Source organism: Corynebacterium sp. c7Ub_26 (genome assembly GCF_053760365.1).
In genome coordinates this window covers 407,893-430,757 of sequence record NZ_JBSNBL010000002.1, presented here as the reverse complement: position 1 = coordinate 430,757, position 22,865 = coordinate 407,893, and the positions used below count along the sequence as shown (strand labels likewise).

Here is a 22,865-nt window from a genome sequence, read left to right as displayed (position 1 = left end):
TTGACAGCCTGGTTGTCACGGGATCCGCTTTGTCCATGCATCATTACCGAACTTGGTGGCGACCAGTTCTTCCGCTTCCTTCATATCCGCGTCCGTCAGCGACGCGGGTGTCGCGCCGTACCGCGTCATGAACTCGTGAGCCATGGTGTCGATGATCGTCTTTCGGGGGACACCGGTTTGACGTCGCAGGGGATCAACTCTCTTATTTGCCGACGCCAGACCTTTTGACGACACCCTGACCTTCCCGATACGGAGGACGTCCATCATCTTGTCGGCGTCAATGTTGTAACTCATCGTGGTGTGATGAAGGATAGCTCCATGCCGGCGTTTTTGTGCAGCTCCACCGATTTTTCCGCCGTCGGACGTGATGTCATTAATGGGAACGTACCAGGCGTTGACCCCGTGCTTGGCCAGAGCTGCTAGCACCCATTGATCGAGGTATTCGTAGGATGCGACATACGAATAGCCCTGGACCAGTTCGATGGGGGCATAGAGCGAATAGGTAATGCAGTTTCCGCCTTCCATAAACATGGCGCCGCCACCGGAGATTCGACGCACGGGAGTAATTCCGTATTTGTCGATTCCCTCTTGGTTTAATTCATTTGAATACGATTGATAGGAACCAAAAACGACGGCTTTATCATCCCATTCCCAGAAACGGAGGGTGGGGCCGCGGCGTCCATCGGCGACCTGGTTCAAGAGCAGTTCGTCGAGAGCAACGTTGACTGGGGTGGGGAGCACACCGGGGCGAAGAATTTCCTACTCGTAATCGGTGAAATCTTTGCCGGCTGAGACCGCTCGTTTCACGGTGACGGCTATGTCGTGAATGGTTAGTCCTTCGAGATCGAGATTGTCGAAATGAGCTAATGCGGAATTAAGTCGCGATTCAAGTGCCTCAGTAGACGCGGAGGTTTTTGTTCCTACCAATGCAGGCCCAATTTCGTCATAGGCTTCATCGGGTTCGAGGAAGAAATCACCAGAGAGCCGTAATGATGTGATGGTGTCGTTGTCGACGGTGGTGTCAATAACAATGAGTTTCCCGCCAGGCACTTTGAGTTCAAAGTGAATAGGTCCTGTCGACGAGGGGTGAGTATCTGTTGGCATGCACTTCATTATAGTTGGTCTAACAAAAGCTCTTTAGAGCCCTAGAGTTTGGCTACCCATATCGACGCTCTGCTTTCTATACTTGGTTGGCTATGTTTGCTAATGTAGTTGATATGTCAATGAAATTGGATTCTTTCTTCCGTGACGCAGGCTTATTTATCTTTCGCCTCGTCCTTGGTTTTCTCTTTGTCATGCACGGCTGGCAAAACGCCGTCACTAAAGGCTGGGGGAGTACTCGCGACTCCTTCGCAGCCATGAACATCCCGGCTACTGATGTAGCAGCAACCCTGGCGAGCTGGGGTGAACTGGTCACTGGCGTTCTTTTAATCTTGGGTTTTCTCACTCGTCTTAGCAGCTTTGTCTTATTGATCGATATGGTAGGAGCGTTCTGGTTTGCGCATAAGGATGCCGGCTTGTGGAGCAGCGATGGTGGCTATGAATACGTCCTCATCTTGGGCGCATGTGCACTTTTACTCCTCTTGACCGGAGCCGGTGCGGTTAGTATTGACAAACTCCTGTTTGGGTGGAAGAAGAGCTCCACCGTGGGGCCCACGCATAGCGAGATCACCCAGCCGCGTGAGGGCTTAGAACCCACTCTTGCCTAAGATGGGGTCTTTATTACCACGATGTGCAAATCCTCTTTTTTCCGGCTCCGGGTCTAGCTCGGGTACGGTCGTGTTTATGAATAAACCGGAGGTTCGTGACGCAGCACTTCTCTTGCTGCGCATTGTCGTCGGTTTGATCTTCATTGCCCACGGCTGGGATAAAGCGATGATGACAGGCTTATCCGTAACCGGGGGACAATTTGATCAGCTCGGGATCCCTCAGCCAGAGCTCATCGCTGCTCTGGTCTCATTCGTCGAAATGATCGGCGGCGCCATGATCTTTGTGGGGATCCTGGCACCCGCTGCCTCTGTTGTCCTCATTATGGACATGGTCGGTGCGCTCTGTTTTGTCCATCTTCATCGAGGCTTCTTTGTCGCCAACGACGGAGTGGAGTTTGTTGCTCTCCTTATCGTCACTCTCATCGTGATCGCCATTTTTGGTGCCGGCAGAGCTAGCCTCGATTACTTCTTCCAGCGACGATCCTGACGATTCTGGGGCTGCTACTTTGGAACGGCTGTTCTGGGGTAGTTGCCCTGAGGTGACGGTCTGGTCGGCATGATGAAGGGGAATTATGGAGTGCAGTGAGGTGCGTCAAGCACTATCAGCGCGCATAGACGGCGAACGGTCCCGCGCAACCTGGGACGACGACGTGATCGACGCCCACTTGGCGGAATGCGAAGACTGCCAAAACTGGTACACCCAAGCTCTGACTCTCGGGCGCACCTTGCGCGTGGCCCCCGCTGACGACTCCGAATCCATCCCCGATTTTTCCGAGTCCCTCGTCCAATCCGTACCGGAAGATCAACTGCCACACCGCCGGTCATGGCGAGTCATTTCCCTGTCCTTATCCCGGATCGTCCTCATCGTTCTTGGGCTCATTTATGTCGGTTGGGCCATCTATTTGTTGAGCCACTCGACGACGCTCACCGGAAGTCCAGTCCCGTCGGGCGGCGACTCCGATGGTGCAGTGGGGGATTCTCACGACCCCGACGTCGCACGTTTATTTATCGACGCCGCCGCCATGCGTTTATCCCTCGGGTTCTCCCTCTTCTGGTGTGCGTGGCGTCCACGCATGACCGCCGGAATGATCCCCCTCTTCGGTGCCCTCTGGGCCTTTACCGCGGGTTTCGCCTCCAGGGACATTGTCCTCGGGCTTGCCACACCTCAGCAGCTGATGGGCCTCGTTCTCTTCATCGTGACCGTCCTTGTCATGGTGTGGTGCTGGTTCAGCCACCTTGGGGTCAGCGCCGGCGACGTGACCGGCTCCTTGAAATCATTTAGCGCCCGGCCCGTCAAGTCCACTTTTTCCGATGCCAGGGAAACGGCCCGCCTCATTAACGAGGCCAATGACGACGTCCACCATCACGTGGGGGATCAGTAGGCCGCGTGACAGTGTTTTGTGCCCGTGCCGGGGGCCCCTTCCCGGCGCCGGGGAGCGTGGCTTATTTCCAGCTCGGAAGCCACATATGAGCATCCCACTCCGAGCCGGACAAGGGCATGGCCACCATGAGTGGCAGGAAGTAAATAAACATCGCGACCACCGCACCCAGGTACAGGCACGCCAGGATGGATCCGGTGTCATTGATCCACAGCGATTTCACGCGTGCCCAGCGGGAGGACGAGGCAGCGCGCATCGCTACACTTCCCGACGCTCCTACCGCGCGCGGTCGAATGCGCGACGAGCCCGGGTTCCCTGCGACACCAGACTGTGCATCAGCCCGACGTCGGCTAGCACCCCCTTGTCGACGCCGTGACAGGTAGCCCCCAAGATGCTTGCCCAAAGCGCGGTTCTTCAAGCGCGAATCCGCAATGGACCACGAATACAGCTGCCCCAGGCACAGCGCAATCGCCATGATAAGGAATGGGATCATATTTGTCGCGTAGAAGAAATACATCTGACGGTCTACGTCGGTGAGCCACGGCAGGAATCCGGCCGCGTAGCCGACAACCGGCACAGCCCAGCGTCGATCCTTACCCACAATCCAGCACCAGGCGGCCCACGCGATGACAGGAACAGATATCCACCAAATAATGGGCGTCCCGAAGAGCATCTGCGCGTAGTGAGTGCCGTCGTCGTGAACTGAGTCGTAGTAAATCATGGGACGCGTTGAGGCCAACCAGGACCACGGCTTGGATTCCCATGGATGATAATGCCCGTTGGAATTCGTTAAGGTCGCGTGGAACTGGAGTACTTGCTGGTGGTAATACAGCCAATTGCTCAAAGGGGAGGGAACATGTTTCAGAATGCTTCCATCATCAATGAGCCCCGATTCTTTAGCATGCCTGTACACACTGTTTTGGTCGGCAAACCAGGCCCGCCACGAGAACATGTAGACCGCCAGAGGAAGAATAGCCAGCGACGCAATCGCGGGGAACGTATCCCGGCGCAGCGTGCCCAACACAGGGCGCTGTACACCGAAGCGGCGTCGTCGGGCTAAATCGGCCATGACCGACAGCAATCCGAAGAAGAAAATGTAAAAGAGACCTGACCATTTCACTCCGGTCGCCAAACCAATGCTGATTCCGGCGGCGAATCGCCACCACCGATATCCCATGCGTGGTCCCCAGGGGGAATCTGTCATCCGGTCTTCGTGACGGACCTTTTTCATCCGCTCCTGCATCTGTTGTGCATCGCGCACCAACAGATATGCCGTCGCCACCACAAATATGCACTGGAAAACGTCCAGCATTGCCGTGCGCTGCGTAACCAGCAGAACACCGTCGCAAATGGCGATAATGCCCGCCATGCAGGCGATCATGGTGGAGTCCGCCAAGCGCTTCACGGTGCCCATAATCAGCAGGATGATGATGACACCGCACGTTGCGGAGGCTGCCCGCCACCCAAACGCGTTGTAGCCAAAGAGCCACTCGGAAATCATTTCGATCTGTTTGCCCACAGGCGGGTGCACCACCAAGCCGTACGCTGGATTATCTTCAATCCCGCCGACAAAGGGGTTACTCCACGATCTCACCATTTGCCACGCTTGCGGCGCGTAGTGCTTTTCGTCGAAAACCGGGGCACCTTTATCTGTCGGAGAACTCAAACCGATGAACCGCGTCAAGAAAGCCAGGATGCCTATCACGATTTGAGTCCACCGGTAGGGCGAAATGAGAGGTGTCGGCGAAGAATTCCGGGCAGTCACGCAAATTAGTATGCCAGCTGTATGGGAAGCTAGACATATGAGTCAGGATAATTCGTCCTATCGCGGCGGGATCGTCGTCGCGGGAACGCCATTAGGCAACATCGACGACGCGTCGCCACGGCTGCGTCATGCCCTCGCCACCGCGGACGTTATCGCAGCAGAAGACACCCGCCGAGCACGCAATCTTGCCAATGCGTTGGGCATCGACATCTCCGGGCATCTGGTGTCGAATTTTGACCACAATGAATCCAGCCGCGTCGATGCTCTCATTAAAGAAGCCCAGCGTGGCAGAACTGTTCTCATCATTTCCGACGCCGGTATGCCCGTCATTTCCGACCCCGGGTTCCCCGTTGTGGAACGAGCCCACGACGAGGGCACCCACGTGGGCTGTATCCCGGGCCCCTCGGCCGTGACCACCGCGCTGGCGATGTCCGGCCTTCACGTCGGTACCTTCTGTTTTGACGGTTTCGTGCCGCGCAAGGCCGGGGCCCGTCGGGAGTGGTTAGCGTCGTTAGTCACAGAACGACGCGCCTGCGTGTTCTTCGAATCGCCTCACCGCATTGAAGAGACTTTGAACGCGGCGGTGGAGATTCTTGGTGGCGATCGTCGTGCCGCTGTGTGCCGTGAACTCACCAAGCTCTATGAGGAGGTTCGTCGCGGGACGCTGGAGGAGCTTGCCTCCTGGGCTGCGGAGGGGATCCGTGGTGAGATCACCGTCGTCCTGGAAGGTGCTCGTGACGCAAATACTCATCCGCCGGTGGAAGACCTCATTGATGATGTTGAAGCGCGTGTGCGGGCTGACGGTCTTCGTCTCAAGGACGCGTGCAAAGTTGTCGCTGACCAGTGGGGGATGCGGAAAAAGGATCTTTATGAGGCCGTCGTCGACGCCAGAAAGGCGAGTGAATAGGCAGCCAATAGGCAGTGAATAGGCGGAGCTTAATAATTGCTGAAAACTGAGTAGCAATTGAATAAAAAAGAGTCCTGTTACATAGTGGACGAATGGACCATAAGAATATCGATCCTGAAGTCATTCTTGGTGACTATGATCCCGAAGTGCTGACGGGGGAGGGGCAGCTCGGCATGTCCGACGCTACCGACGACGCTCCCACGGACTGGAGAGTCGTAGGACCCGCGGCAGCACTCGTGCTCGCTGTCATCCTATGGGGACTTATCGCGCCCAACGGGTTCGCGGAGTTCGCCTCTGACGCCCTGAGCTGGATCGTCAACAACCTTGGTTGGATGTTCGTCCTGTTCGGGACGGTCTTCGTCTTCTACATTTTGTCCATCGCGTTCTCGCGGTTCGGCTCCATCCGGTTAGGCCGCGACGATGAAGAACCCGAATTCTCGACGCCATCCTGGATTGCGATGATGTTCGCGGCAGGCATGGGAATCGGCCTGATGTTCTATGGCACGACAGAGCCGCTCACGTTCTTCCGCGAAGGTGTGCCCGGCTCAGAGCCTGAAGACCTGAACTCGGCATTTGCGTCGACACTGTTCCACTGGACTCTGCACCCCTGGGCAATCTACGCCATCGTGGGACTGGCCATCGCCTACGGCACCTTCCGCATGGGCCGTAAACAACTTTTGTCCTCTGCATTCATCCCGCTTATTGGTGCCAAGAGGGCCGAAGGCTGGATGGGTAAAACCATCGACGTCCTGGCCATTTTTGCCACTGTGTTCGGTACCGCCGCATCGCTGGGTCTGGGCGCGCTGCAGATCGGCTCAGGGATGGACGAAACCGGCATCATCCACAACCCGGGTACGCCGGTGCTGGTCGGTGTCGTGGTCATCCTGTCCCTGTTCTTCTTGGCATCCGCCGCGTCGGGCGTCGGCAAGGGAATTCAGTACATCTCGAATGCGAACATGGTCATGGCCGCCGTCCTGGGGATTTTCGTGCTGATCGTGGGCCCGACCGTCGTTATTCTGAATATGATCCCGACGGCATTCGGCAGCTACGTCCAGCAATTCTTCGAAATGGCTGCCCGCACTGCCGACACCGATAATGGTACGGCCGGTAAATGGCTGGGCACCTGGACGATCTTCTACTGGGCATGGTGGGTCTCCTGGTCACCCTTCGTCGGAATGTTCATTGCCCGCACTTCGCGCGGACGCACCATCCGCGAGTTCGTCTGCGTGGTGTTGCTGGTTCCGTCGGCAATTACGGTGGTGTGGTTCTCCATCTTCGGTGGGACGGCTGTTCACCTGGAGGAAACTGGCCGCTCCATTTGGGGTGACGGTGATTCCACCCACCAGCTGTTCTCGCTGCTCAAGACCATGCCTGGGGCGCAGATCTTCTCCATCTTGGCGATGATTCTGCTTGCTACGTTCTTCATCACGTCCGCTGACTCGGCCTCGACGGTGATGGGCTCGATGTCCCAGAACGGCCGTATTGTTGCCGACGTTCGCGTCACGTGCCTGTGGGGTGTGCTCACCGCCGCAATCGGTGTTGTGCTGCTGGTTTCCGGCGGATCGGACGCGTTGAATAACCTGCAGTCGGTCACGATTATTGCGGCGTCACCCTTCCTCCTGATTATCATTGCACTGATGTTTGCGCTGGTGAAAGGGTTTAGGGAAGACCCTGTGTACTTGGATCACCGTGAGCACCGACGCTTCGCGTTGAAGCTTGCTCGCGAGCGACGGGTGGAGGCGGCTCATGCTGCGCGCCAGCGTCGTCGCGCTGACAAGATCCGAGGAAAGGACCGGCGGTCTGAACAGACCTCTGAGCAAGCTACTGGCGGTTCGTCAGACGGACCGTCGACAGCGATGACGAGAGCTGACTAGCAGCTGACTAGCTGAACCGTGGTGACGGCCGACGACTAGCCGTCGTCAATGAAGGAACACGAAAGACATCACGCCTGGTGAGGAACCTGAGGCCTCGCGGGCGTGATGTCTTTTATTGTCACTGCATCCAAGGAAGCGAAAAACGCCTCCTGTGCCTGAGCTAATTCGTGCTGCAGCCGGCAGTTGACGTTAAAAGGGCAGGGGTGGGGGTGCTCGCAGTCGATCACCGGGCTCGGCCCGTCGAGGAAACGGACGATGGCCCCGACGGAATAATCCTCGGCGCCGTCGACCAAAGTGATTCCCCCTCCGCGGCCACGAGTGGCGTCGATAATGCCGAATTCCGTCAACCGCGATATGACCTTCGAAACATGGGTTCGCGGAGCGTTAATCGCTTCGGCTACCTCGCGGGCTGTTGTCCGCGCATTCCCTGACCCCACCATATGCATGAGGGCACGTAAACCGAGATCAGAGAACTTCGTAAGATTCACAGTTTCAGCGTAGCGCCACGGGCCAGGGCCAAAAAATACGAGAACCGGCCCGACGATTCACGTGTGGTTCGTGTGATTTGTTGTGTGAATGACCGCGTGGTTTCTGTGATCAACGCGGCATTGACGACGCTGCTACCAGCGTAAAGTCGACGTTTTGGCCATGATCTCAGCCCATTCAGCGTCGGGAGTGGAGTCAATGGTGATCCCGCCCCCGGTGCCCAAAACCAGCTCGCCATTCACCCATTCCGCGGTGCGAATGGCCACATTCGCCACGATATCTCCCCAGTTTATCCCCACTGTTCCACAATGAATACCGCGCGTCACCGGCTCCCACTCGGCCAGATATTCCCGCGCCCGTAACTTCGGTGTGCCCGTCACCGACGCCGGCGGGAAACAGGCATCGATAATGCGGGAATCCCGCGCCGGCGACACATCGTCCACCTGCGCAGACACCGTCGATACGAGATGCCACACCCCCGGTGCCGGGACGACCTTCAGCAACGAGGGCACGGTCACATCTCTGCACACGCGGCTGAGGTCATTGCGGACAAGGTCCACAATCATGATGTTCTCTGCAACATCCTTCCTGCTCCGCGCGAGTTCCTCGGGATCGCGATCGATGGGAATAGTCCCTTTAATTGGCGACGACCACACCGTGGAGCCCCTGCGTTCCAGAAACAGTTCGGGGCTCAGCGAGGCAATGGCGCGGTCATTTGTTGCCAGGAACATCGCGTACCTGGGGCGGGTGCGATGGACAGTCGAGAGCCACCACCGGGCAGCCTCGGCACGCGACGTCATTGGTGTCCGAAACTGAGCGGAGATGCACGCTTGGTAGACCTCCCCGGCGCGAATGGCGTCCAGGCAGCTGAGGACACCCCGGCGATGGGCGTCACGGTCGCCGGTGCTCCAGCGCGTGGGTACGGAGAGTTCTTCAGCGGAGTGATGGTGGCGACGATGATCCGCTGTAGCGAGAATGTTCCCAGCCCAATCGGGGTCGCCGTTGGTGAACCATTCCCCGTCGCGTCGCCAGATCACCTGGTGAGCGGTAACGCCGGCGGCATACACCGTGGGGTCGGGGTACGAGATAAAACCAAACCGAACGCCCTTGCTGGGATCAGAAGCGTTCGGCGTCGATTTATTGTCGTCGCCAGAAGGCGGGAAAACTCCAGGTGGGGGCGTTAACGCGTCGTCCGGATCGCAGTACGTGCATAACGCATCCGGTGCGATGACGGCCTCGAGCCCACCCCAGGCGCCGATAGCCATCGCGGGGAGGTCGTCGTCGATAAGAAGTGATACACCCACATCGACGGGGTCCAGTGAGCTGTAACCAAGGCGTGTGACGGATGTGGAGTCGTCGTGAGGCGCGTCGAAGATGCCGGGGAGCATAAAAATACTGTAACTGCCGGCGTGGGCGTCGGCCTGAACGGCCGGTGGGGACGTCGGAGGCCTACGACGGGCACTAAGCGAGCACTAAGACTGCCCTTCATGTCGGTAAAATTTGCAGCGCGTTGTAGCCTAGACGGTATGTCTGCACCCATACTTACGTCTGTCGCCTGGCCCTATGCCAATGGGCCCCGCCACATCGGACACGTCGCCGGCTTCGGTGTTCCCTCCGACGTTTTTGCCCGTTACCAGCGAATGCGTGGGCGCGACGTACTCATGGTCTCCGGCACTGATGAGCACGGAACTCCGCTCTTGGTTCAGGCGGAAAAAGAAGGCGTCAGTGTGCAGCAACTTGCCGATACATACAACAAGCAAATCGTTGAAGACCTGGCCGGACTTGGTCTTTCCTATGACCTCTTTACCAGGACGACGACGCGCAACCACTACGCCATCGTCCAGGAGCTTTTCACGACGCTGTACTCCAACGGCTACATGGTGAAGCAAACAACCCTGGGCGCTATTAGCCCGTCGACGGGGCGCACCCTTCCTGACCGCTACATTGAAGGCACCTGCCCAATCTGTGGCTCTCCCGGCGCGCGCGGCGATCAGTGCGATACATGCGGCAACCAGCTGGACCCCGCCGACCTGATTGATCCCGTCTCGAAGATCAACGGCGAAACACCGAAGTTCGTCGAAACCGAGCACTTTTTGCTCGATCTGCCCGCACTCGCCGACGCGCTAGGGGAGTGGCTCGAATCCCGCCAAGACTGGCGGCCCAACGTCCTCAAGTTCTCCCTGAACATCTTGAAGGACATCAAACCCCGCGCGATGACACGCGACATCGACTGGGGTGTTCCCGTCCCCCTCGAAGGATGGGCCGATAACAAGTTCAAGAAGCTCTATGTGTGGTTCGACGCCGTCGTCGGATACCTGTCTGCATCCATCGAGTGGGCTCATCGCATTGGGGACCCGGACGCGTGGAAAAAGTGGTGGACCAACCCTGAGGCCAAGTCCTACTACTTTATGGGCAAGGACAACATCACCTTCCACTCCCAGATTTGGCCCGCTGAAATGCTCGGATACCGTGGTCTCGGGTCACGCGGAGGCACCGAAGGCAAGCTGGGTGACCTTCAATTGCCGACGGAAGTCGTGTCATCCGAATACCTCACCATGTCGGGATCGAAGTTCTCGTCGTCCAAGGGCGTGGTGATCTACGTGCAAGATTTCCTCCGCGACTTTGGCCCCGACCCGTTGCGCTACTTCATTGCCGTCGCCGGGCCGGAAAACAACGACACGGACTTCACCTGGGACGAATTCGTCCGACGCAACAACAACGAGCTAGCCAACTCGTGGGGCAACTTGATCAACCGCACGGTGTCTATGGCGGCGAAGAACTTCGGTGAAGTCCCCGATATTTCCGGGCTTGAACTTACCGACGACGATAACGCCCTCCTCGACCTCGCGGAGAAAACTTTCGACATTGTTGCGGACAACATCGAGCATTCGCGTTTCCGCGCCGGGATTAACGAGGCCATGCATGTGGTCGGTGAGGCCAATGCCTACATTGCTGCTCAGGAGCCGTGGAAACTGGCCAATGATGAGGACCAGCGTGACCGCCTGGCCGTCGTTTTGCACACGGCGCTGCAGGTCGTGTCCGACTGCAATGTGCTGCTCACCCCGTATTTGCCACACGCTGCGCAGAAGGTACATGAAACCCTGGGGCGCACCGGCGAGTGGGCGGCCATGCCGCGAATCGACGAAGTGACGGATGACACCCCGGTTGAGCTCATGGGGGTTGGCCTTCCCGAGGAAGGGCGGACCTACCACGTGATCACCGGTGAGTATTCCCACCAGCAAGCAGCTTGGAAACGTATCCCCATCGAAGCCGGCACGACACTGAAGAAGCCGAAGCCGATCTTCGCGAAGCTGGACCCCGAGTTGGCGGAAACCGGCCCGGAGTGGGCGCCCGTCGTCCACTAAGCCGGGGTTCTATTCCTCCTACCGGGGATTCTCTCCCTGCTGGACGCGCGGTCTTCACCTATGGTGGGGGTCATGAGCTCTTCTCAAACAGTAACTATCCCTAACACCATGCACGCGATCCGGGTATCCCACACGGGAGGCGCTGACGTCCTGGAATACAAGGATGGCGTCCCCGTTCCCCAGCCCGGGCCCGACGAGGTTCTGGTGAAGATTGACGCCGCCGGCGTCAACTACATCGACACCTATTTCCGCGAGGGAATTTATCCCACGGACATGCCCTACACACCAGGCGTTGAGGGCGTCGGGCGCATCGTCGCCAAGGGGGAGGATAATGGCGACGCTTCCTCCTCGGGCGAATTGTCCGTCGGAGATCGCGTCGCTTTCTATAACACGAACTGCTCGTACGCGGAGTACGCGGCGGTGCCCGTGTCGGCAGCCGTGGCTATCGAGGAAACAATCGACGATCCGACGGCCGCGTCGTTAATGACGCAGGGGATTACGGCCCATTACCTTTCCGACGGCTGCTACTCGCTGGGTGAGGGCGACACGTGCGTCATTACCGCGGGTTCGGGTGGCGTCGGTTTGCTTCTGACGCAGATGGCGAAAGCGCGGGGAGCCACTGTCATCAGCATCACCTCTACGGAGGAAAAGGCGCAGCTCTCGCGGAATAATGGTGCTGATTACACCATTAATTACGACGACTACTCGCCGGAGAAAATCCGTGAGTTGACGGATGGGCGCGGTGCGGACGTCGTGTATGACGGCGTGGGGAAGACCACGTTTGATACGTCCATTCCTTCGCTGCGGCCGACGGGAACGATGGTGTTGTTTGGTGCGGCGTCCGGGCCGGTGCCGCCGATTGATCCGCAACTGTTGAATGAGGCGGGGTCGGTGTTCCTGACCCGGCCGAGCATTAAGGATTGGACTTCGCGCCCGGGTGAACTGCAATCGCGAGTTCAGGCGGTTGTTGGCATGGTTGCCAACGGGTCAGTGAAATTCCGCATTGGAGGGACCTTCCCGCTCTCTGAGGCACGCACAGCTCATGAGCAGCTGCAGGCGCGGAAGACGACAGGATCGTTGGTGCTCATTCCTTAGTTCCGCGTCAGCACGGCAACGAGGAACGTGCTGGTCTCGTCGTACGGATCCGCATTCCACGATGAGAACATGTGTTGTGGTGTGAGGCCGGCGGCGTCAGCGTCGGCAAGAAATTGTTGTGCCGTGTAGCCCCGGTCGAGGGCGAAGCCAAGGACCATCCGACCGCCGTCGGCAAGCCGGTTCGATAGGTTTGCGACGGCCGTTGGGCGGTGGTCGGGGGCGATGAAGGGGAACACGTTTCCGGCCGAGTAAATAATGTCGAACGGCCCCTCGGGGAAGTCCTGGGGGTCGGGGGATTCATCGCCTAAATCGGCAACATGCCAGTCGCCGTCGGGCAGACGGTTCTGCGCCACCGACACTAAGTAGGGGTCAATATCGACGCCCGTGACCGAGTGCCCTTTCTTAAGCAGATATGCTCCTACTCGCCCGGTGCCGGCCCCGGCGTCGAGCATCCGTGAGCCGCGCTGGGCCAACGCGTCAATGAGGCGTGCCTCGCCGTCGATATCCCTCCCTTGGGCAACGAAAACATCCCACCGCTTTGCATAGCGATGGGAGTGGTCAGGGTTGGCAGCAACAATGTCATTCCACGTACGCATGACATTCAGAATAGCGCTGGCTGTTATCCGAGAGCTAGTGCGCCTAAGCCAGTGCGCCCATAGGGTCCCACGCGGGGAGGACATGGGGTTCCTTGCTCAACGCGTCCTGGTATTCCTTGGGCAGCCGTGACTTCGGAACAGCGATTTCGTACACGTTCTCGGAGAACCAGGAATCATCCATCGTCCAGAAACCCTTGTCGGCCTTATCCGGACCCCAGGAATTTTCGACGCGCCACCGGCGGGGGTGGACAGTCTCCGGCAGATCGTCGGACGACGTGACAGAGGTCGGGTCGAAATCGTCGTTGGAATCGTCGACAAGATCAACCCCGGTGAACACCATGGCGTGAGTCATCATGGAATCGCCAGACAGCAGCCGGTCTTCCTTGGACATGGAGAGGTCCACACCGTGAAGGGTGTCGTAATTGTACAGGTCAAGCGACCAATATCCCTGGTCAGCGTTCGATTGTGCCAGCGTGTCGCACCCAAACCACACAAGGTTGCCATCAACCAGCGCACCCACAGCAGCTTTCTTCAGCACCTCGATAGGCGCGTTGAGGTAAGTGACCGGCTTCGCGCCGACAACATTGCCCAGGTATTCGACGGTAAATGTGTCACCGTAGGGGCTGGTCGAGCGCGGATCGTTTACGACGCACACATAGTCGTCGAGGTCGCTAGGGAGGTAGGTCGCGGCGAACTCCTGCGGCGTCATCGTGCCCTTCCGCACGAACTCGTTATCCTTCGTGCGGTATTGCCACACAAATTTTTCCGGCGGCACACCGAGGTGGATGGTGAGAATGCGGTAAATGCTGGTCATGGTCTCGTCATGAATGGCCTTGACCGCGTCGCTATCGGTGTTGTGCTCGTTGTCCTCTGCGACGGCATTGCGGATGCGTGTCGCCCCAGCGCGCAGAACCGACGCCAAGTCGCGGTTCATATGCCGCGTATTAGAACTCGATTGCGTTTCGGGCATTGTGTATTGCGGAACAACACCATATTTGTTGATCAAAGCGACAAACATATTCCATTGGCCACCGTCGTCAATGGGTGCCTGCAAAAGATGCTGAATAGTCCGATCCTCGATAGGGCGATCGGCTAATTCTCGCATCGCGGTGAGGAAATAATTGGCTTTCTCTAGCTTGTCATAAAAAGAAACATAGTTTTGAGAAAGCTCGAAGTCTTTAATCCCAGTTTCTGACATAACATTGCCGCGCATGGAATTAAGTCCCGAGAAAATCCAGCACCGGCCAGATTTCTTTTGATTAGCGACGGCCCACGTATCCGTTTTATGCGAAACAGAATGGTCGAGGGAAATGACGCGCTGGCGGTTCAGAGCGACTTTATCGACGTCGGTCGTGGTGACCGCGTTCATCGCGATCCGAGCAGACGAGTCGGAGGCCACTGCCTCAGAGAGACTCGCTACGGCTTGAGGAGCCAGAACGCCGGTGTTGCGCGAAGAATACTGCGGTGCCGGGGTGCTGTGGTTGTCAGAGGAAGTCATAGGTGTCCTTGTCATAGTTGGTGGTTGGTGCGGGAGTTCTGCGTGATGTGCAGCGGGTTAGACCATGGAATCCCACAGAGGAAGGACAGTGGGTTCGTCGTCGAGGTGTGCGCGAAGCTCGTCGGGCAGCTCGTCGCGATGAACAACAATGTGGAACACACTCTCGTTGAACCAGGAATCGGCCATCGTTCCGTAGCCCTTACCAGCGATTTCTTTGTGCTCCTTGTGGTGCTTGGTTCCCCACGAGTTCTCCACTCGCCACCGACGGGGAGTGTCGGAATCGGTGTCGAAATCAACGCCGGTGAAGACCATTGCGTGGGTCAACCGGGACTCGGCGGTCAGCATGCGGTCAGCCTTCGTCGTTTCGGTGGTGATGCCGTAGAGCTGGTCCAGCTGAATCAGATCGGCGTCCCACACTCCGAGATCCGCCCGGAACTGGCGGTTGACGTCGCACGAGAAAAACACCGGCTTGTCTTTGCGGAGGCGATCAATGGCCAGCGACTTCATGGTGTGCAGATTCACGTTGAGATAGGTGAAGTCCTCCGTGCCCCACATGTCATTTTGGAACTGGGTTGTGTACCGATGCCCGACGGGCACGTCCGCGCGCGGATCATGCGCAATGTTGACGTAATTGTCCAGGTCATCGGGCAGGAATTCCTGCGCGAATTGCTGCGGTGTGTAGGTGCCACCGCGATGGAAGGTGTTGTCTTTGTCGCGATACTGCCAGACGAATTCGGTGGGTGGAACACCGAGGTGAATGGATAGCACGCGGTGAACGTCGCGAAGTGCGGAGGCAATGATGCCATTCGGGTCAAAGCCCTCAGTGTGGGTGTCCCGTTCAGTGTCCAGCGCATCCCTCAGCTGAAGAGCGGCCTTGCGCACAATGGTGTTTAACGCCCGATCCATGTGAGAGGTCGAGGAACTCGACTGCGTTTCCGGCATGACATATTTGGGAACAACACCATATTTCTTCACCAAATTAACGACGTAACTCCACTGGCCGCCGTCGCTGACGGTGAAAGTAAATAATGTATCAATGGCGCGATCGCGTAATTCTTGTGGTGAGCCAGTATGTGACGGGCTATCCGCTGATGTTATGGAGCCGTCATACAGTCCTGCGACGGAACGCAAGAAGTAATTCGCTTTTTCGAACTTGTCGAAAAATTGAAGATAAGACTCCGAGAATTCAAAATCTTCAAGATTAAGAGAACGTGCGATATCGTGACGGAAAACATTCAACGCCGCGAACATCCAGCACCGGCCAGACTGTTTCTGATCGGTCACCTTTAAGGCATCGAGCTTTATTTCTGACGATTCATCTAATGCGACGACGGCGTCCCTGTTCAGAGCAACATGATCGACGTCGGTGGTGGTCACGGCGTTCATCGCGACGCGGTGGGTGGGATCGTCGGCAATATTGGCACGAAGCTCAGATAGGCGTGTATCTGACAGCGCAGTCAATGGTGAGGTAGACGAAGATTCGGTCATGCTTGTCTCCTTAGCAATGCGGTTCAGCAATACAGTTCAGCAATGTGGCTCGACATAGCGTTTCACACATGGGGTACAGATGGGCCACGAACAGGGTGTGCTCGGGCATTGTGTGTGATGTGTGAACATAGTAGGGGACGGGGACATGACTGTTCACGTCCAGCCCACTGGATTAGTTAGCCTAAAGGTATGAGCAAGAAGCGTCGCCCTGAACCGAAACCGCCCGAATTCCTGCCGCACCTTGTGGACGCTCATACCCATTTATGGGCCACCGGAGCCCATGATGCAGCCGGGATTTCGGAGCTGATGACCCGAGCCGCCGGCAGTGGTGTGGAATGGGTGTGCACCGTAGGCGACGGATTAGACGAAGCGGAGAAAGCCCTCGAGGCCGCGCATCTCCATCCCGATGTTGTCGCAGCGTGCGCCATCCACCCGACGCGAGCCGGCGAGCTGACCGACAGCGTGCGCGCCCGAATCGAAGAAATGGCTGAGGATCCCCGCTGTGTCGCGGTCGGGGAGACCGGGCTGGATTATTACTGGCTAGGCAAGCTCGACGAGTGTGCGGATAAGGACACCCAGCGCGAGGCCCTGCGCTGGCACGCGGACTTGGCGCGCCGGGTTAATAAACCGCTCATGATTCACAATCGTGAGGGCGACGAGGACTTGCTGGCCATTCTCGCCGACTATGGCGACGATCTCACGGTGATGCTGCACTGCTTCTCGTCGCCACTGGACGTCGCTGAGGAAGCGCTGAGTCGGGGATATATTTTGTCCTTCGCGGGGAACTCCACATTTAAACGTAACGACGAGCTTCGCGAAGCGGCCCGCCGCGCCCCCGTGGGGCAGATCACGGTAGAGACCGACGCGCCCTATATGACTCCGGAGCCATTCCGCGGTGCGAAGAACGAATCCGCATATGTCGGCTACACGGCCCGTCGGTTGGCTGAAGTAAGAGGGGAGACGTCTGAGGAGTTTGCCCTCCACACAGGCCAGACCGCAGCAAGGATTTTCGGGGTGGAGCGCTCGAGCTCGGAGGACTAATTTCGGGCGATCGGCCCCGTTTTTCTGTGTCCTCTATCACAAATCGAGGGGGTTGGTTCCAAGGCTAAGTTCAGCATATGGCCAGTTCATAGAAGGAAAATTGGCCAAATGTTACGAAAGTGTCACAAGTGATGGCAACTTTTGGTTACGGATCCGTTGCTTCACCCCCATCTAGTTGCTACTCTGTCGAAGTTGTTATCAGATCGTGACTTTGGGCAGGCTCCACCATTCTGAGCCGGAGAGAAAGACGTGAGCACTCAGAAGAAATCTCGCATCCACCGCATTAACCACACCTCCTCCACGCCAGTGCGTGTCGCTACCGGCGGCATGCTGGCCACCTTGGTTGTCGGTGGCGCTGTTGCAGTTAACGCTCAGAAGAACCTCATCCTGAACGTTAACGGCGAAACCTCCCACGTCAGCGCGATGTCCGGGGATGTCAAGAGCATTCTCGCCTCACACGATGTCGACCTTAAAGATGGCGACTTCGTTTCCCCCGCTGCGAACAGCTCCGTCAAGGACAAGCAGGAGATCACGGTTCGCACCGCCCGCCCCGTCACCCTGACTGTCGATGGCGTCCAAAAGACCATCCAGTCCACCGCCCTCACTGTTAAGGACTTCCTTAACCAAGTCGGCACCATCAATCCGGACGATTACGTGTCTGCCCAGGGCAGCACCAAGATCCCGGAAAGTGGCATGAAGCTCGAGGTTGTGCCGCTCAAGGACATCACCCTTGACGACGGTGGCCAGCTCGGCGACATGAAGGTCCCCGCTGTCACGGTGAAGGACTTCCTTGACCGTCGTGGAATCAAGCTGGGTGCCGACGACAAAGTCACGCCGGAGCTCGGTAAGAAGCTGGTCAGTGGCGATAAGATCACCATTGAGCGCAACAAGACCGAAGACCAGACGGTGAAAGAGGCTGTGGAGCCGACCGTCCGTTACGTTGACGACCCCAACAGCCCGAAGGGTTCGGAGACTGTCGTTAAGCCAGGTAAAGCTGGCGAGCGCGAAGTGACCTACACCGTCAAGTCCCGTAACGGCCAGGAAGTTCAGCGCTGGGAAAAAGCCTCCAAGATCCTCTCTGAGGCCACTGAAAAGGTCATCTCCCGCGGCACGAAGGCAGCCGTCGCCTTGACCAAGTCCTCTTCGGCATCGGCTCCCGCTGTTGCTGGCGGATCGGTATGGGACTCCATCGCTCAGTGTGAGTCTGGTGGAAAGTGGAACACCAGCACAGGCAACGGCTTCTCCGGTGGCCTGCAGTTCACCGACCAGACCTGGCAAGCATTCGGTGGTGGGGCATACGCTCCTACCGCTGCCGGCGCTACCCGCGAGCAGCAGATCGCCGTCGCTAACAAGGTTCAGGCTGCCCAGGGTTGGGGAGCATGGCCGGCCTGCACGTCGAAGCTCGGAATCCGCTAACCTAACGGTGTGAATCAACCCCCCACTCCTCCGCGTACCGCCGATCATGTTTCTTCAGCCGTCCAGCTTTTGGGGCCGAAAGAAATAAGAGACCTCGCGAGGACCGTGGGGGTTGTTCCAACTAAAAAACGTGGACAAAACTTCGTCGTTGACCCCAATACAGTCCGGCGAATCGTCGCCACTGCTGACTTGTCGCCCGACGATCACGTTCTCGAAGTCGGTCCGGGGTTGGGCTCGTTAACGCTTGGCCTTCTTGATGTTGTCTCAAAAGTGACGGCGGTGGAGATCGATACCACGCTGGCTGAACAACTCCCGCACACCGTAGCTGAGTACGCCCCGACACGCGCAGAAAACCTCCACGTGATCTGCGCTGATGCGTTAGCACTCACCGGCTCAGTTGCCAAGGACTTGGGTACGAATCCTCCGACAGCGTTCGTCGCCAACCTGCCCTACAACGTGGCAGTTCCGATTCTTCTGCACGTCCTGGAGATCTTCCCGACGATCACGCGCGTTCTTGTCATGGTCCAGGCTGAGGTCGCCGACCGCCTTGCCGCCGAACCGGGGAATCGCGTCTACGGTGTGCCCAGCGTGAAGGCTCGCTTTTACGGCCAGGTTCAGCGCGTAGGTGCCATCGGGAAAAACGTGTTCTGGCCGGCGCCCAATGTCGATTCTGGGTTGGTCAAACTCACCCGTGGCAACCGGCCGTGGCCAACTGATTCCGCCGCACGAGCCCAACTATGGCCGATCATTGATGCCGCGTTCGCCCAGCGTCGAAAGACCCTACGCGCTGCCCTGAAAGGGCACTATGGAAACGCGTCCGCAGCAGAGAACGCTCTCCGCGAAGCAGGAATTGATCCGCAACGTCGCGGGGAGACGCTGTCCATCGACGAATTTATCTCGCTGGCACAGCTGCCGGCGGGCACAGAAGCACCCCACTAGTCGATAACGGGTGGTTGAGGAGGTGAAACCATGACGTCCAGCAACAGCGATAGACCTGTGTTCAATTCAGACTGGGACCAGTACATCGACGGCTGGGACGGTGTCACGGGACAAGCACCAGCCGTCCTGTCGGTGTATCTCCAGGCCCACTCGTCAGGTTTCACATCCGTCGCGCAGTCGGTTTCCTTAGAGAATTCCGTCACCATCCAGCCGGTCACGGACGTGGAAAGTGTGTCTCACCGTGGTCTAAGAGATACATCAACCGTCGATAGATCGCCACTGACGACGGGCAACGTCGTCCACGATCTTTCCGTCGGCGGCAATGTGCCGATGGGTCAGCTGCCTACCGGCCCGGACAACGTCGTATGGAGGGTCATCGAGCGGATCGCCGACGCCTACCGCTCCGTGATGTCGCCATCTCTCGCGCTGCCACGAGTCGACGTGAAGATCACGAAGCGCATTCCGTTGTCGGCGGGCTTAGGAAGTAAAGCAGCCGACGTCGCAGCAGCTATCGTGGCCGCCGACCGATTCTTTGGCTATCACTTCATCGTGCGCGCGATGGGATTCTCCGCACCAGGCGGAACCGAGACCAGCAGCGTCGGCTCTCTGTCCAGTGACGTTCTGCGCCGCATTGCGCGGGAAGAATGCCCTGACGAATACGCCGCGATCGAACTTGCCCTCGAGGGCGGGACGAGCCTGATCAACCTGGACCACGATGCCCAACCAGGATCCGACGTCACATCCCAGCGGACACCTCTTTTGGCGCGAGGTCCCTTGTGGTGGGTGATAACGATGCCGGTGGTGACGTCGCCAGAGATGGCGATGCCTTGGGCCGCGCCATCGCCAGTCCACGAGGAACAGGCCGTTCACGGCCGCCGAGGCCCATCCGTCCAGCACAGTGACGACGAAGACGAGGACGCCGACGAGAGCGGGGAAAAGCTGTGCCACCGCGTCGTCGAGCGCTTGGCCGTACAACGTGCGGAGATGGCGTCGGGAAAGAGATCGCAGTACAGCGTCGGCAATATAGAAGACATTGAGCGCGCGCTCGTGTCGGGTGATCCCGTGGACGTTGCGAAGACGATGGGCAACGACCTGTACCCGGCAGCGACCAGCGTCGTCCCGTCCCTTCGTCGGGTGATTCAAGCGGGCACGCGGGCGGGTGCGTTCGGCACCATCGTGGCTCAGCAAGGGCCAGCCTGCGCAATGCTGTGTGCCGACGAGGACCACGCCCGCGACGTGCAGGCCGAATTGGCGGGGAGTGGCGTTGTCCGCACAGCTAGAATTGCACCCAGCCACAGGCCGGGAAGCCAGAGTGGTGCGCACCTTGTCTCTGATGAGGATGAAAAATCGCCCTAACCGTCACCCTGTGCCTGCCTGGATCGAATGCCACCAGCGCCGCCTGTTCCACGCCCACACGAGTAAGGAGTTCACAGAACTAATGGCAGCAGTACGCCCGCTCATCACGACGGATTCCGTCACCATGACCCGCGGCATCACGACGGTGCTCGACGACGTGACGGTGGCGGTGAATGAGGGCGACAGAATCGGTGTCGTGGGGCTCAACGGCGGCGGAAAGTCCACCTTGCTCGGTGTTCTGACTCGAAGCATCGAGCCCGATTCGGGCCGAGTCACCCATGGGCGCTCTGTCCAGATCGCGACCGTGGCCCAGCGTACGCAGAGCTCCTCAGCCTCCGTTATCCAGACGATCGTCGGGGAGAAAGCCGCCTACGAGTGGGCCGCCGACCCCGAGGTGCGGTCCATCATCGCCGGCCTTGACCTGTCGGAACTGTTGGACGAGCCGACCGATTCCATTTCCGGTGGCCAATTCCGTCGAGTGATGCTCGCCGCCGCCTTGGTGCGAAAAGTCGATGTCCTAGTTCTCGACGAGCCCACCAACCACCTCGATATCGAGGGCGTCCAGTGGTTGGCCGATCATTTGCGACACAGGAATTGCGCTCAAGTGATCGTGACCCACGATCGCTGGTTCCTGGACACCGTGGCGACGCGCACATGGGAGGTCCACGACGGTTCGGTGGACACCTATGAAGGCGGATATAACGACTGGATGTTCGCCCGCGCCGAGCGCCAACGCCAAGCCGACGCAGCAGAGCAGCGCCGCCAAAACCTGGCGCGGAAAGAGTTGGCGTGGCTGCGTCGCGGAGCACCCGCCCGTACGTCGAAACCCCGATACCGGGTGGAAGCCGCCGAAGCACTCATCGCCGACGTCCCGGCGCCGCGCAACACGGTGGAACTGATGGCGTTTTCCAAGCAGCGCCAGGGGAAAATCGTTGTGGACCTCGTGGACGCGACGATTGCCACGCCCGATGGGCGCGTGTTGGTGGATGACCTGACGTGGCGGATCGGCCCGGGGGAGCGCATCGGCCTCGTCGGGGTCAATGGTTCGGGCAAAACGACGGTGATGCGGACGATCGCCGGCGATTACTCGATGGTGGCGGGGCATCGTCGCGAGGGTAAGACGCTCCATTTGGGCTGGTTGCGGCAGGAACTCGAGGATATTCCCGAGGACCTCACCGTCATCGACGCGATCAAGGCGGTGGCCGAGTACGTCGTCTTGGGCACGAAGGAAATGTCCGCCTCGCAAGTCGCCGAGCGCTTAGGTTTCCCGGTCAAGCGGCAGCGTCAGCCCGTGCGTGACTTGTCGGGTGGCGAGCGTCGTCGGCTACAACTCACCCGAATCTTGATGTCGGAACCTAATCTTTTGCTTCTCGACGAGCCCACCAATGATCTCGACATCGACACCCTCCAGGAATTGGAGTCGATGCTAGACGGGTGGCCGGGAACGCTGATCGTGATTTCGCACGATCGTTACCTCATTGAGCGTATTTGCGATAGCGTTTTCGCTTTACTCGGCGATGGCGACGTAACCCATCTACCTGGCGGTATCGACGAATATCTCGAGCGCCGACGGTCCATGGACGATCATGCGGCGTCGGGAACTGGGTTTGCCGCGGGAACAGAGGCCATTGCTACGGGGAGCCAACAGAAGCAGGGTTCCCTTTCGGCGGCTGAAAAACATAAAATCTCTAAGGAAATGAACTCTCTTGAACGAAAGATCGCCAAAGTTCAGAAGAGAGAAGAGAAAATCCAGCAGGACATGGCTGATGTCGCGAGCAGTTCGAATGGCGCGGACACAGAAAAATTGACTGAATTGGATAGAGATCTATCCCAGGCCCGTGAAGAAAGGGAAGAACTGGAAATGGTCTGGATGGAGTACGGTGAAAAGCTCGAGCAACAGTAAGCTCGCCCCGGATTCTCGCTGAGGGAGTGGACAACATCCGGCGGCGGT

General features: G+C 58.4%; 18 protein-coding genes and 1 pseudogene. 12 read left to right on the top strand and 7 right to left on the bottom strand.

What is annotated here, in order from left to right; all coding sequences use genetic code 11:
- Nucleotides 1–15: 15 nt before the first annotated feature.
- Nucleotides 16–1,104: pseudogene (locus tag ACWORE_RS05345) on the bottom strand (lipoate--protein ligase family protein).
- Nucleotides 1,105–1,217: 113 nt separating this feature from the next.
- Here ACWORE_RS05345 and ACWORE_RS05340 point away from each other — a divergent pair.
- From ACWORE_RS05340 to ACWORE_RS05330, 3 genes are all read left to right on the top strand, one after another.
- Nucleotides 1,218–1,709 carry a DoxX family protein gene (locus ACWORE_RS05340; RefSeq protein WP_455303060.1) on the top strand — a complete coding sequence of 164 codons (492 nt, stop codon included), beginning with the start codon at nucleotides 1,218–1,220 and terminating at the stop codon, nucleotides 1,707–1,709.
- Nucleotides 1,710–1,785: 76 nt separating this feature from the next.
- On the top strand, nucleotides 1,786–2,196 hold the full coding sequence (locus tag ACWORE_RS05335; protein WP_296139252.1) for a DoxX family protein: 411 nt from the start codon (nucleotides 1,786–1,788) through the stop codon (nucleotides 2,194–2,196).
- A gap of 85 nt (nucleotides 2,197–2,281) precedes the next feature.
- On the top strand, nucleotides 2,282–3,091 hold the full coding sequence (locus tag ACWORE_RS05330) for a zf-HC2 domain-containing protein (protein ID WP_455303059.1): 810 nt from the start codon (nucleotides 2,282–2,284) through the stop codon (nucleotides 3,089–3,091).
- A gap of 61 nt (nucleotides 3,092–3,152) precedes the next feature.
- On the opposite strand, the gene ACWORE_RS05325 is transcribed toward ACWORE_RS05330, so the two are convergent.
- Entirely contained in the window at nucleotides 3,153–4,853 is a 1,701-nt protein-coding gene (locus tag ACWORE_RS05325; RefSeq protein WP_455303058.1) for a dolichyl-phosphate-mannose--protein mannosyltransferase, read from the bottom strand.
- A 37-nt stretch (nucleotides 4,854–4,890) separates the two neighbouring features.
- Here ACWORE_RS05325 and rsmI point away from each other — a divergent pair, with 37 nt between their 5' ends.
- Together rsmI and ACWORE_RS05315 are read left to right on the top strand one after the other, a co-directional pair.
- Nucleotides 4,891–5,760, top strand: a complete 870-nt coding sequence (rsmI, locus tag ACWORE_RS05320; protein ID WP_406605668.1) for a 16S rRNA (cytidine(1402)-2'-O)-methyltransferase — start codon at nucleotides 4,891–4,893, stop codon at nucleotides 5,758–5,760.
- A 92-nt stretch (nucleotides 5,761–5,852) separates the two neighbouring features.
- The gene (locus ACWORE_RS05315; RefSeq protein ID WP_455303057.1) at nucleotides 5,853–7,634 is read left to right on the top strand and encodes a BCCT family transporter; all 1,782 of its coding nucleotides are present in this window, start codon (nucleotides 5,853–5,855) and stop codon (nucleotides 7,632–7,634) included.
- Between the two features lie 68 nt (nucleotides 7,635–7,702).
- Here the strand turns inward: ACWORE_RS05315 and ACWORE_RS05310 are convergent, their stop codons facing one another.
- Both ACWORE_RS05310 and ACWORE_RS05305 read right to left on the bottom strand, forming a co-directional pair.
- Nucleotides 7,703–8,122, bottom strand: a complete 420-nt coding sequence (locus tag ACWORE_RS05310) for an RrF2 family transcriptional regulator (protein ID WP_455303056.1) — start codon at nucleotides 8,120–8,122, stop codon at nucleotides 7,703–7,705.
- Nucleotides 8,123–8,254: 132 nt separating this feature from the next.
- On the bottom strand, nucleotides 8,255–9,508 hold the full coding sequence (locus ACWORE_RS05305; protein ID WP_455303054.1) for an aminodeoxychorismate synthase component I: 1,254 nt from the start codon (nucleotides 9,506–9,508) through the stop codon (nucleotides 8,255–8,257).
- Nucleotides 9,509–9,646: 138 nt separating this feature from the next.
- Here ACWORE_RS05305 and metG point away from each other — a divergent pair, with 138 nt between their 5' ends.
- Together metG and ACWORE_RS05295 are read left to right on the top strand one after the other, a co-directional pair.
- Nucleotides 9,647–11,485, top strand: coding sequence for a methionine--tRNA ligase (metG, locus tag ACWORE_RS05300; protein ID WP_455303053.1), 1,839 nt, complete (start codon nucleotides 9,647–9,649; stop codon nucleotides 11,483–11,485).
- A gap of 72 nt (nucleotides 11,486–11,557) precedes the next feature.
- Entirely contained in the window at nucleotides 11,558–12,580 is a 1,023-nt protein-coding gene (locus ACWORE_RS05295) for a quinone oxidoreductase family protein (RefSeq protein ID WP_406605673.1), read from the top strand.
- Here the strand turns inward: ACWORE_RS05295 and ACWORE_RS05290 are convergent.
- The 3 genes from ACWORE_RS05290 to ACWORE_RS05280 are packed head-to-tail and all read right to left on the bottom strand — an operon-like array spanning nucleotide 12,577 to nucleotide 16,162.
- Complete coding sequence (locus tag ACWORE_RS05290) at nucleotides 12,577–13,176, bottom strand: class I SAM-dependent DNA methyltransferase (protein ID WP_455303050.1); 600 nt, start codon at nucleotides 13,174–13,176, stop codon at nucleotides 12,577–12,579. The two genes, ACWORE_RS05295 and ACWORE_RS05290, sit on opposite strands and share 4 nt — an antisense overlap.
- Nucleotides 13,177–13,219: 43 nt before the next feature.
- The gene (locus tag ACWORE_RS05285) at nucleotides 13,220–14,674 is read right to left on the bottom strand and encodes an aminopeptidase C (RefSeq protein ID WP_455303049.1); all 1,455 of its coding nucleotides are present in this window, start codon (nucleotides 14,672–14,674) and stop codon (nucleotides 13,220–13,222) included.
- Nucleotides 14,675–14,731: 57 nt separating this feature from the next.
- Nucleotides 14,732–16,162 (bottom strand): C1 family peptidase, encoded by a 1,431-nt coding sequence (locus ACWORE_RS05280; protein ID WP_296139279.1) that lies wholly within the window; start codon nucleotides 16,160–16,162, stop codon nucleotides 14,732–14,734.
- Between the two features lie 189 nt (nucleotides 16,163–16,351).
- Between ACWORE_RS05280 and ACWORE_RS05275 the strand changes: the two genes are divergently transcribed.
- The 5 genes from ACWORE_RS05275 (at nucleotide 16,352) to ACWORE_RS05255 (ending at nucleotide 22,817) form a co-directional block, all read left to right on the top strand.
- Nucleotides 16,352–17,203, top strand: a complete 852-nt coding sequence (locus ACWORE_RS05275) for a TatD family hydrolase (RefSeq protein ID WP_406605676.1) — start codon at nucleotides 16,352–16,354, stop codon at nucleotides 17,201–17,203.
- A gap of 249 nt (nucleotides 17,204–17,452) precedes the next feature.
- Entirely contained in the window at nucleotides 17,453–18,619 is a 1,167-nt protein-coding gene (locus tag ACWORE_RS05270) for a transglycosylase family protein (RefSeq protein ID WP_455303047.1), read from the top strand.
- Between the two features lie 9 nt (nucleotides 18,620–18,628).
- Nucleotides 18,629–19,558: a 16S rRNA (adenine(1518)-N(6)/adenine(1519)-N(6))-dimethyltransferase RsmA gene (gene rsmA / locus ACWORE_RS05265; RefSeq protein WP_455303045.1), complete on the top strand. Its 930-nt coding sequence runs from the start codon at nucleotides 18,629–18,631 to the stop codon at nucleotides 19,556–19,558.
- A gap of 30 nt (nucleotides 19,559–19,588) precedes the next feature.
- Nucleotides 19,589–20,914: a GHMP family kinase ATP-binding protein gene (locus tag ACWORE_RS05260; RefSeq protein ID WP_455303043.1), complete on the top strand. Its 1,326-nt coding sequence runs from the start codon at nucleotides 19,589–19,591 to the stop codon at nucleotides 20,912–20,914.
- A gap of 82 nt (nucleotides 20,915–20,996) precedes the next feature.
- Nucleotides 20,997–22,817, top strand: a complete 1,821-nt coding sequence (locus tag ACWORE_RS05255; protein ID WP_455303042.1) for an ABC-F family ATP-binding cassette domain-containing protein — start codon at nucleotides 20,997–20,999, stop codon at nucleotides 22,815–22,817.
- Nucleotides 22,818–22,865 lie beyond the last annotated feature (48 nt).

Bases quoted from the DNA above. Each gene is read 5' to 3' on its own strand.
- ACWORE_RS05340 (WP_455303060.1), top strand. From the start codon at position 1,218: ATGTCAATGAAATTGGATTCTTTCTTCCGTGACGCAGGCTTATTTATC.
- ACWORE_RS05335 (WP_296139252.1), top strand. From the start codon at position 1,786: ATGAATAAACCGGAGGTTCGTGACGCAGCACTTCTCTTGCTGCGCATT.
- ACWORE_RS05330 (WP_455303059.1), top strand. From the start codon at position 2,282: ATGGAGTGCAGTGAGGTGCGTCAAGCACTATCAGCGCGCATAGACGGC.
- rsmI (WP_406605668.1), top strand. From the start codon at position 4,891: ATGAGTCAGGATAATTCGTCCTATCGCGGCGGGATCGTCGTCGCGGGA.
- ACWORE_RS05315 (WP_455303057.1), top strand. From the start codon at position 5,853: ATGGACCATAAGAATATCGATCCTGAAGTCATTCTTGGTGACTATGAT.
- ACWORE_RS05305 (WP_455303054.1), bottom strand. From the start codon at position 9,508: ATGCTCCCCGGCATCTTCGACGCGCCTCACGACGACTCCACATCCGTC.
- metG (WP_455303053.1), top strand. From the start codon at position 9,647: ATGTCTGCACCCATACTTACGTCTGTCGCCTGGCCCTATGCCAATGGG.
- ACWORE_RS05295 (WP_406605673.1), top strand. From the start codon at position 11,558: ATGAGCTCTTCTCAAACAGTAACTATCCCTAACACCATGCACGCGATC.
- ACWORE_RS05290 (WP_455303050.1), bottom strand. From the start codon at position 13,176: ATGCGTACGTGGAATGACATTGTTGCTGCCAACCCTGACCACTCCCAT.
- ACWORE_RS05285 (WP_455303049.1), bottom strand. From the start codon at position 14,674: ATGACTTCCTCTGACAACCACAGCACCCCGGCACCGCAGTATTCTTCG.
- ACWORE_RS05280 (WP_296139279.1), bottom strand. From the start codon at position 16,162: ATGACCGAATCTTCGTCTACCTCACCATTGACTGCGCTGTCAGATACA.
- ACWORE_RS05275 (WP_406605676.1), top strand. From the start codon at position 16,352: ATGAGCAAGAAGCGTCGCCCTGAACCGAAACCGCCCGAATTCCTGCCG.
- ACWORE_RS05260 (WP_455303043.1), top strand. From the start codon at position 19,589: ATGACGTCCAGCAACAGCGATAGACCTGTGTTCAATTCAGACTGGGAC.
- ACWORE_RS05255 (WP_455303042.1), top strand. From the start codon at position 20,997: ATGGCAGCAGTACGCCCGCTCATCACGACGGATTCCGTCACCATGACC.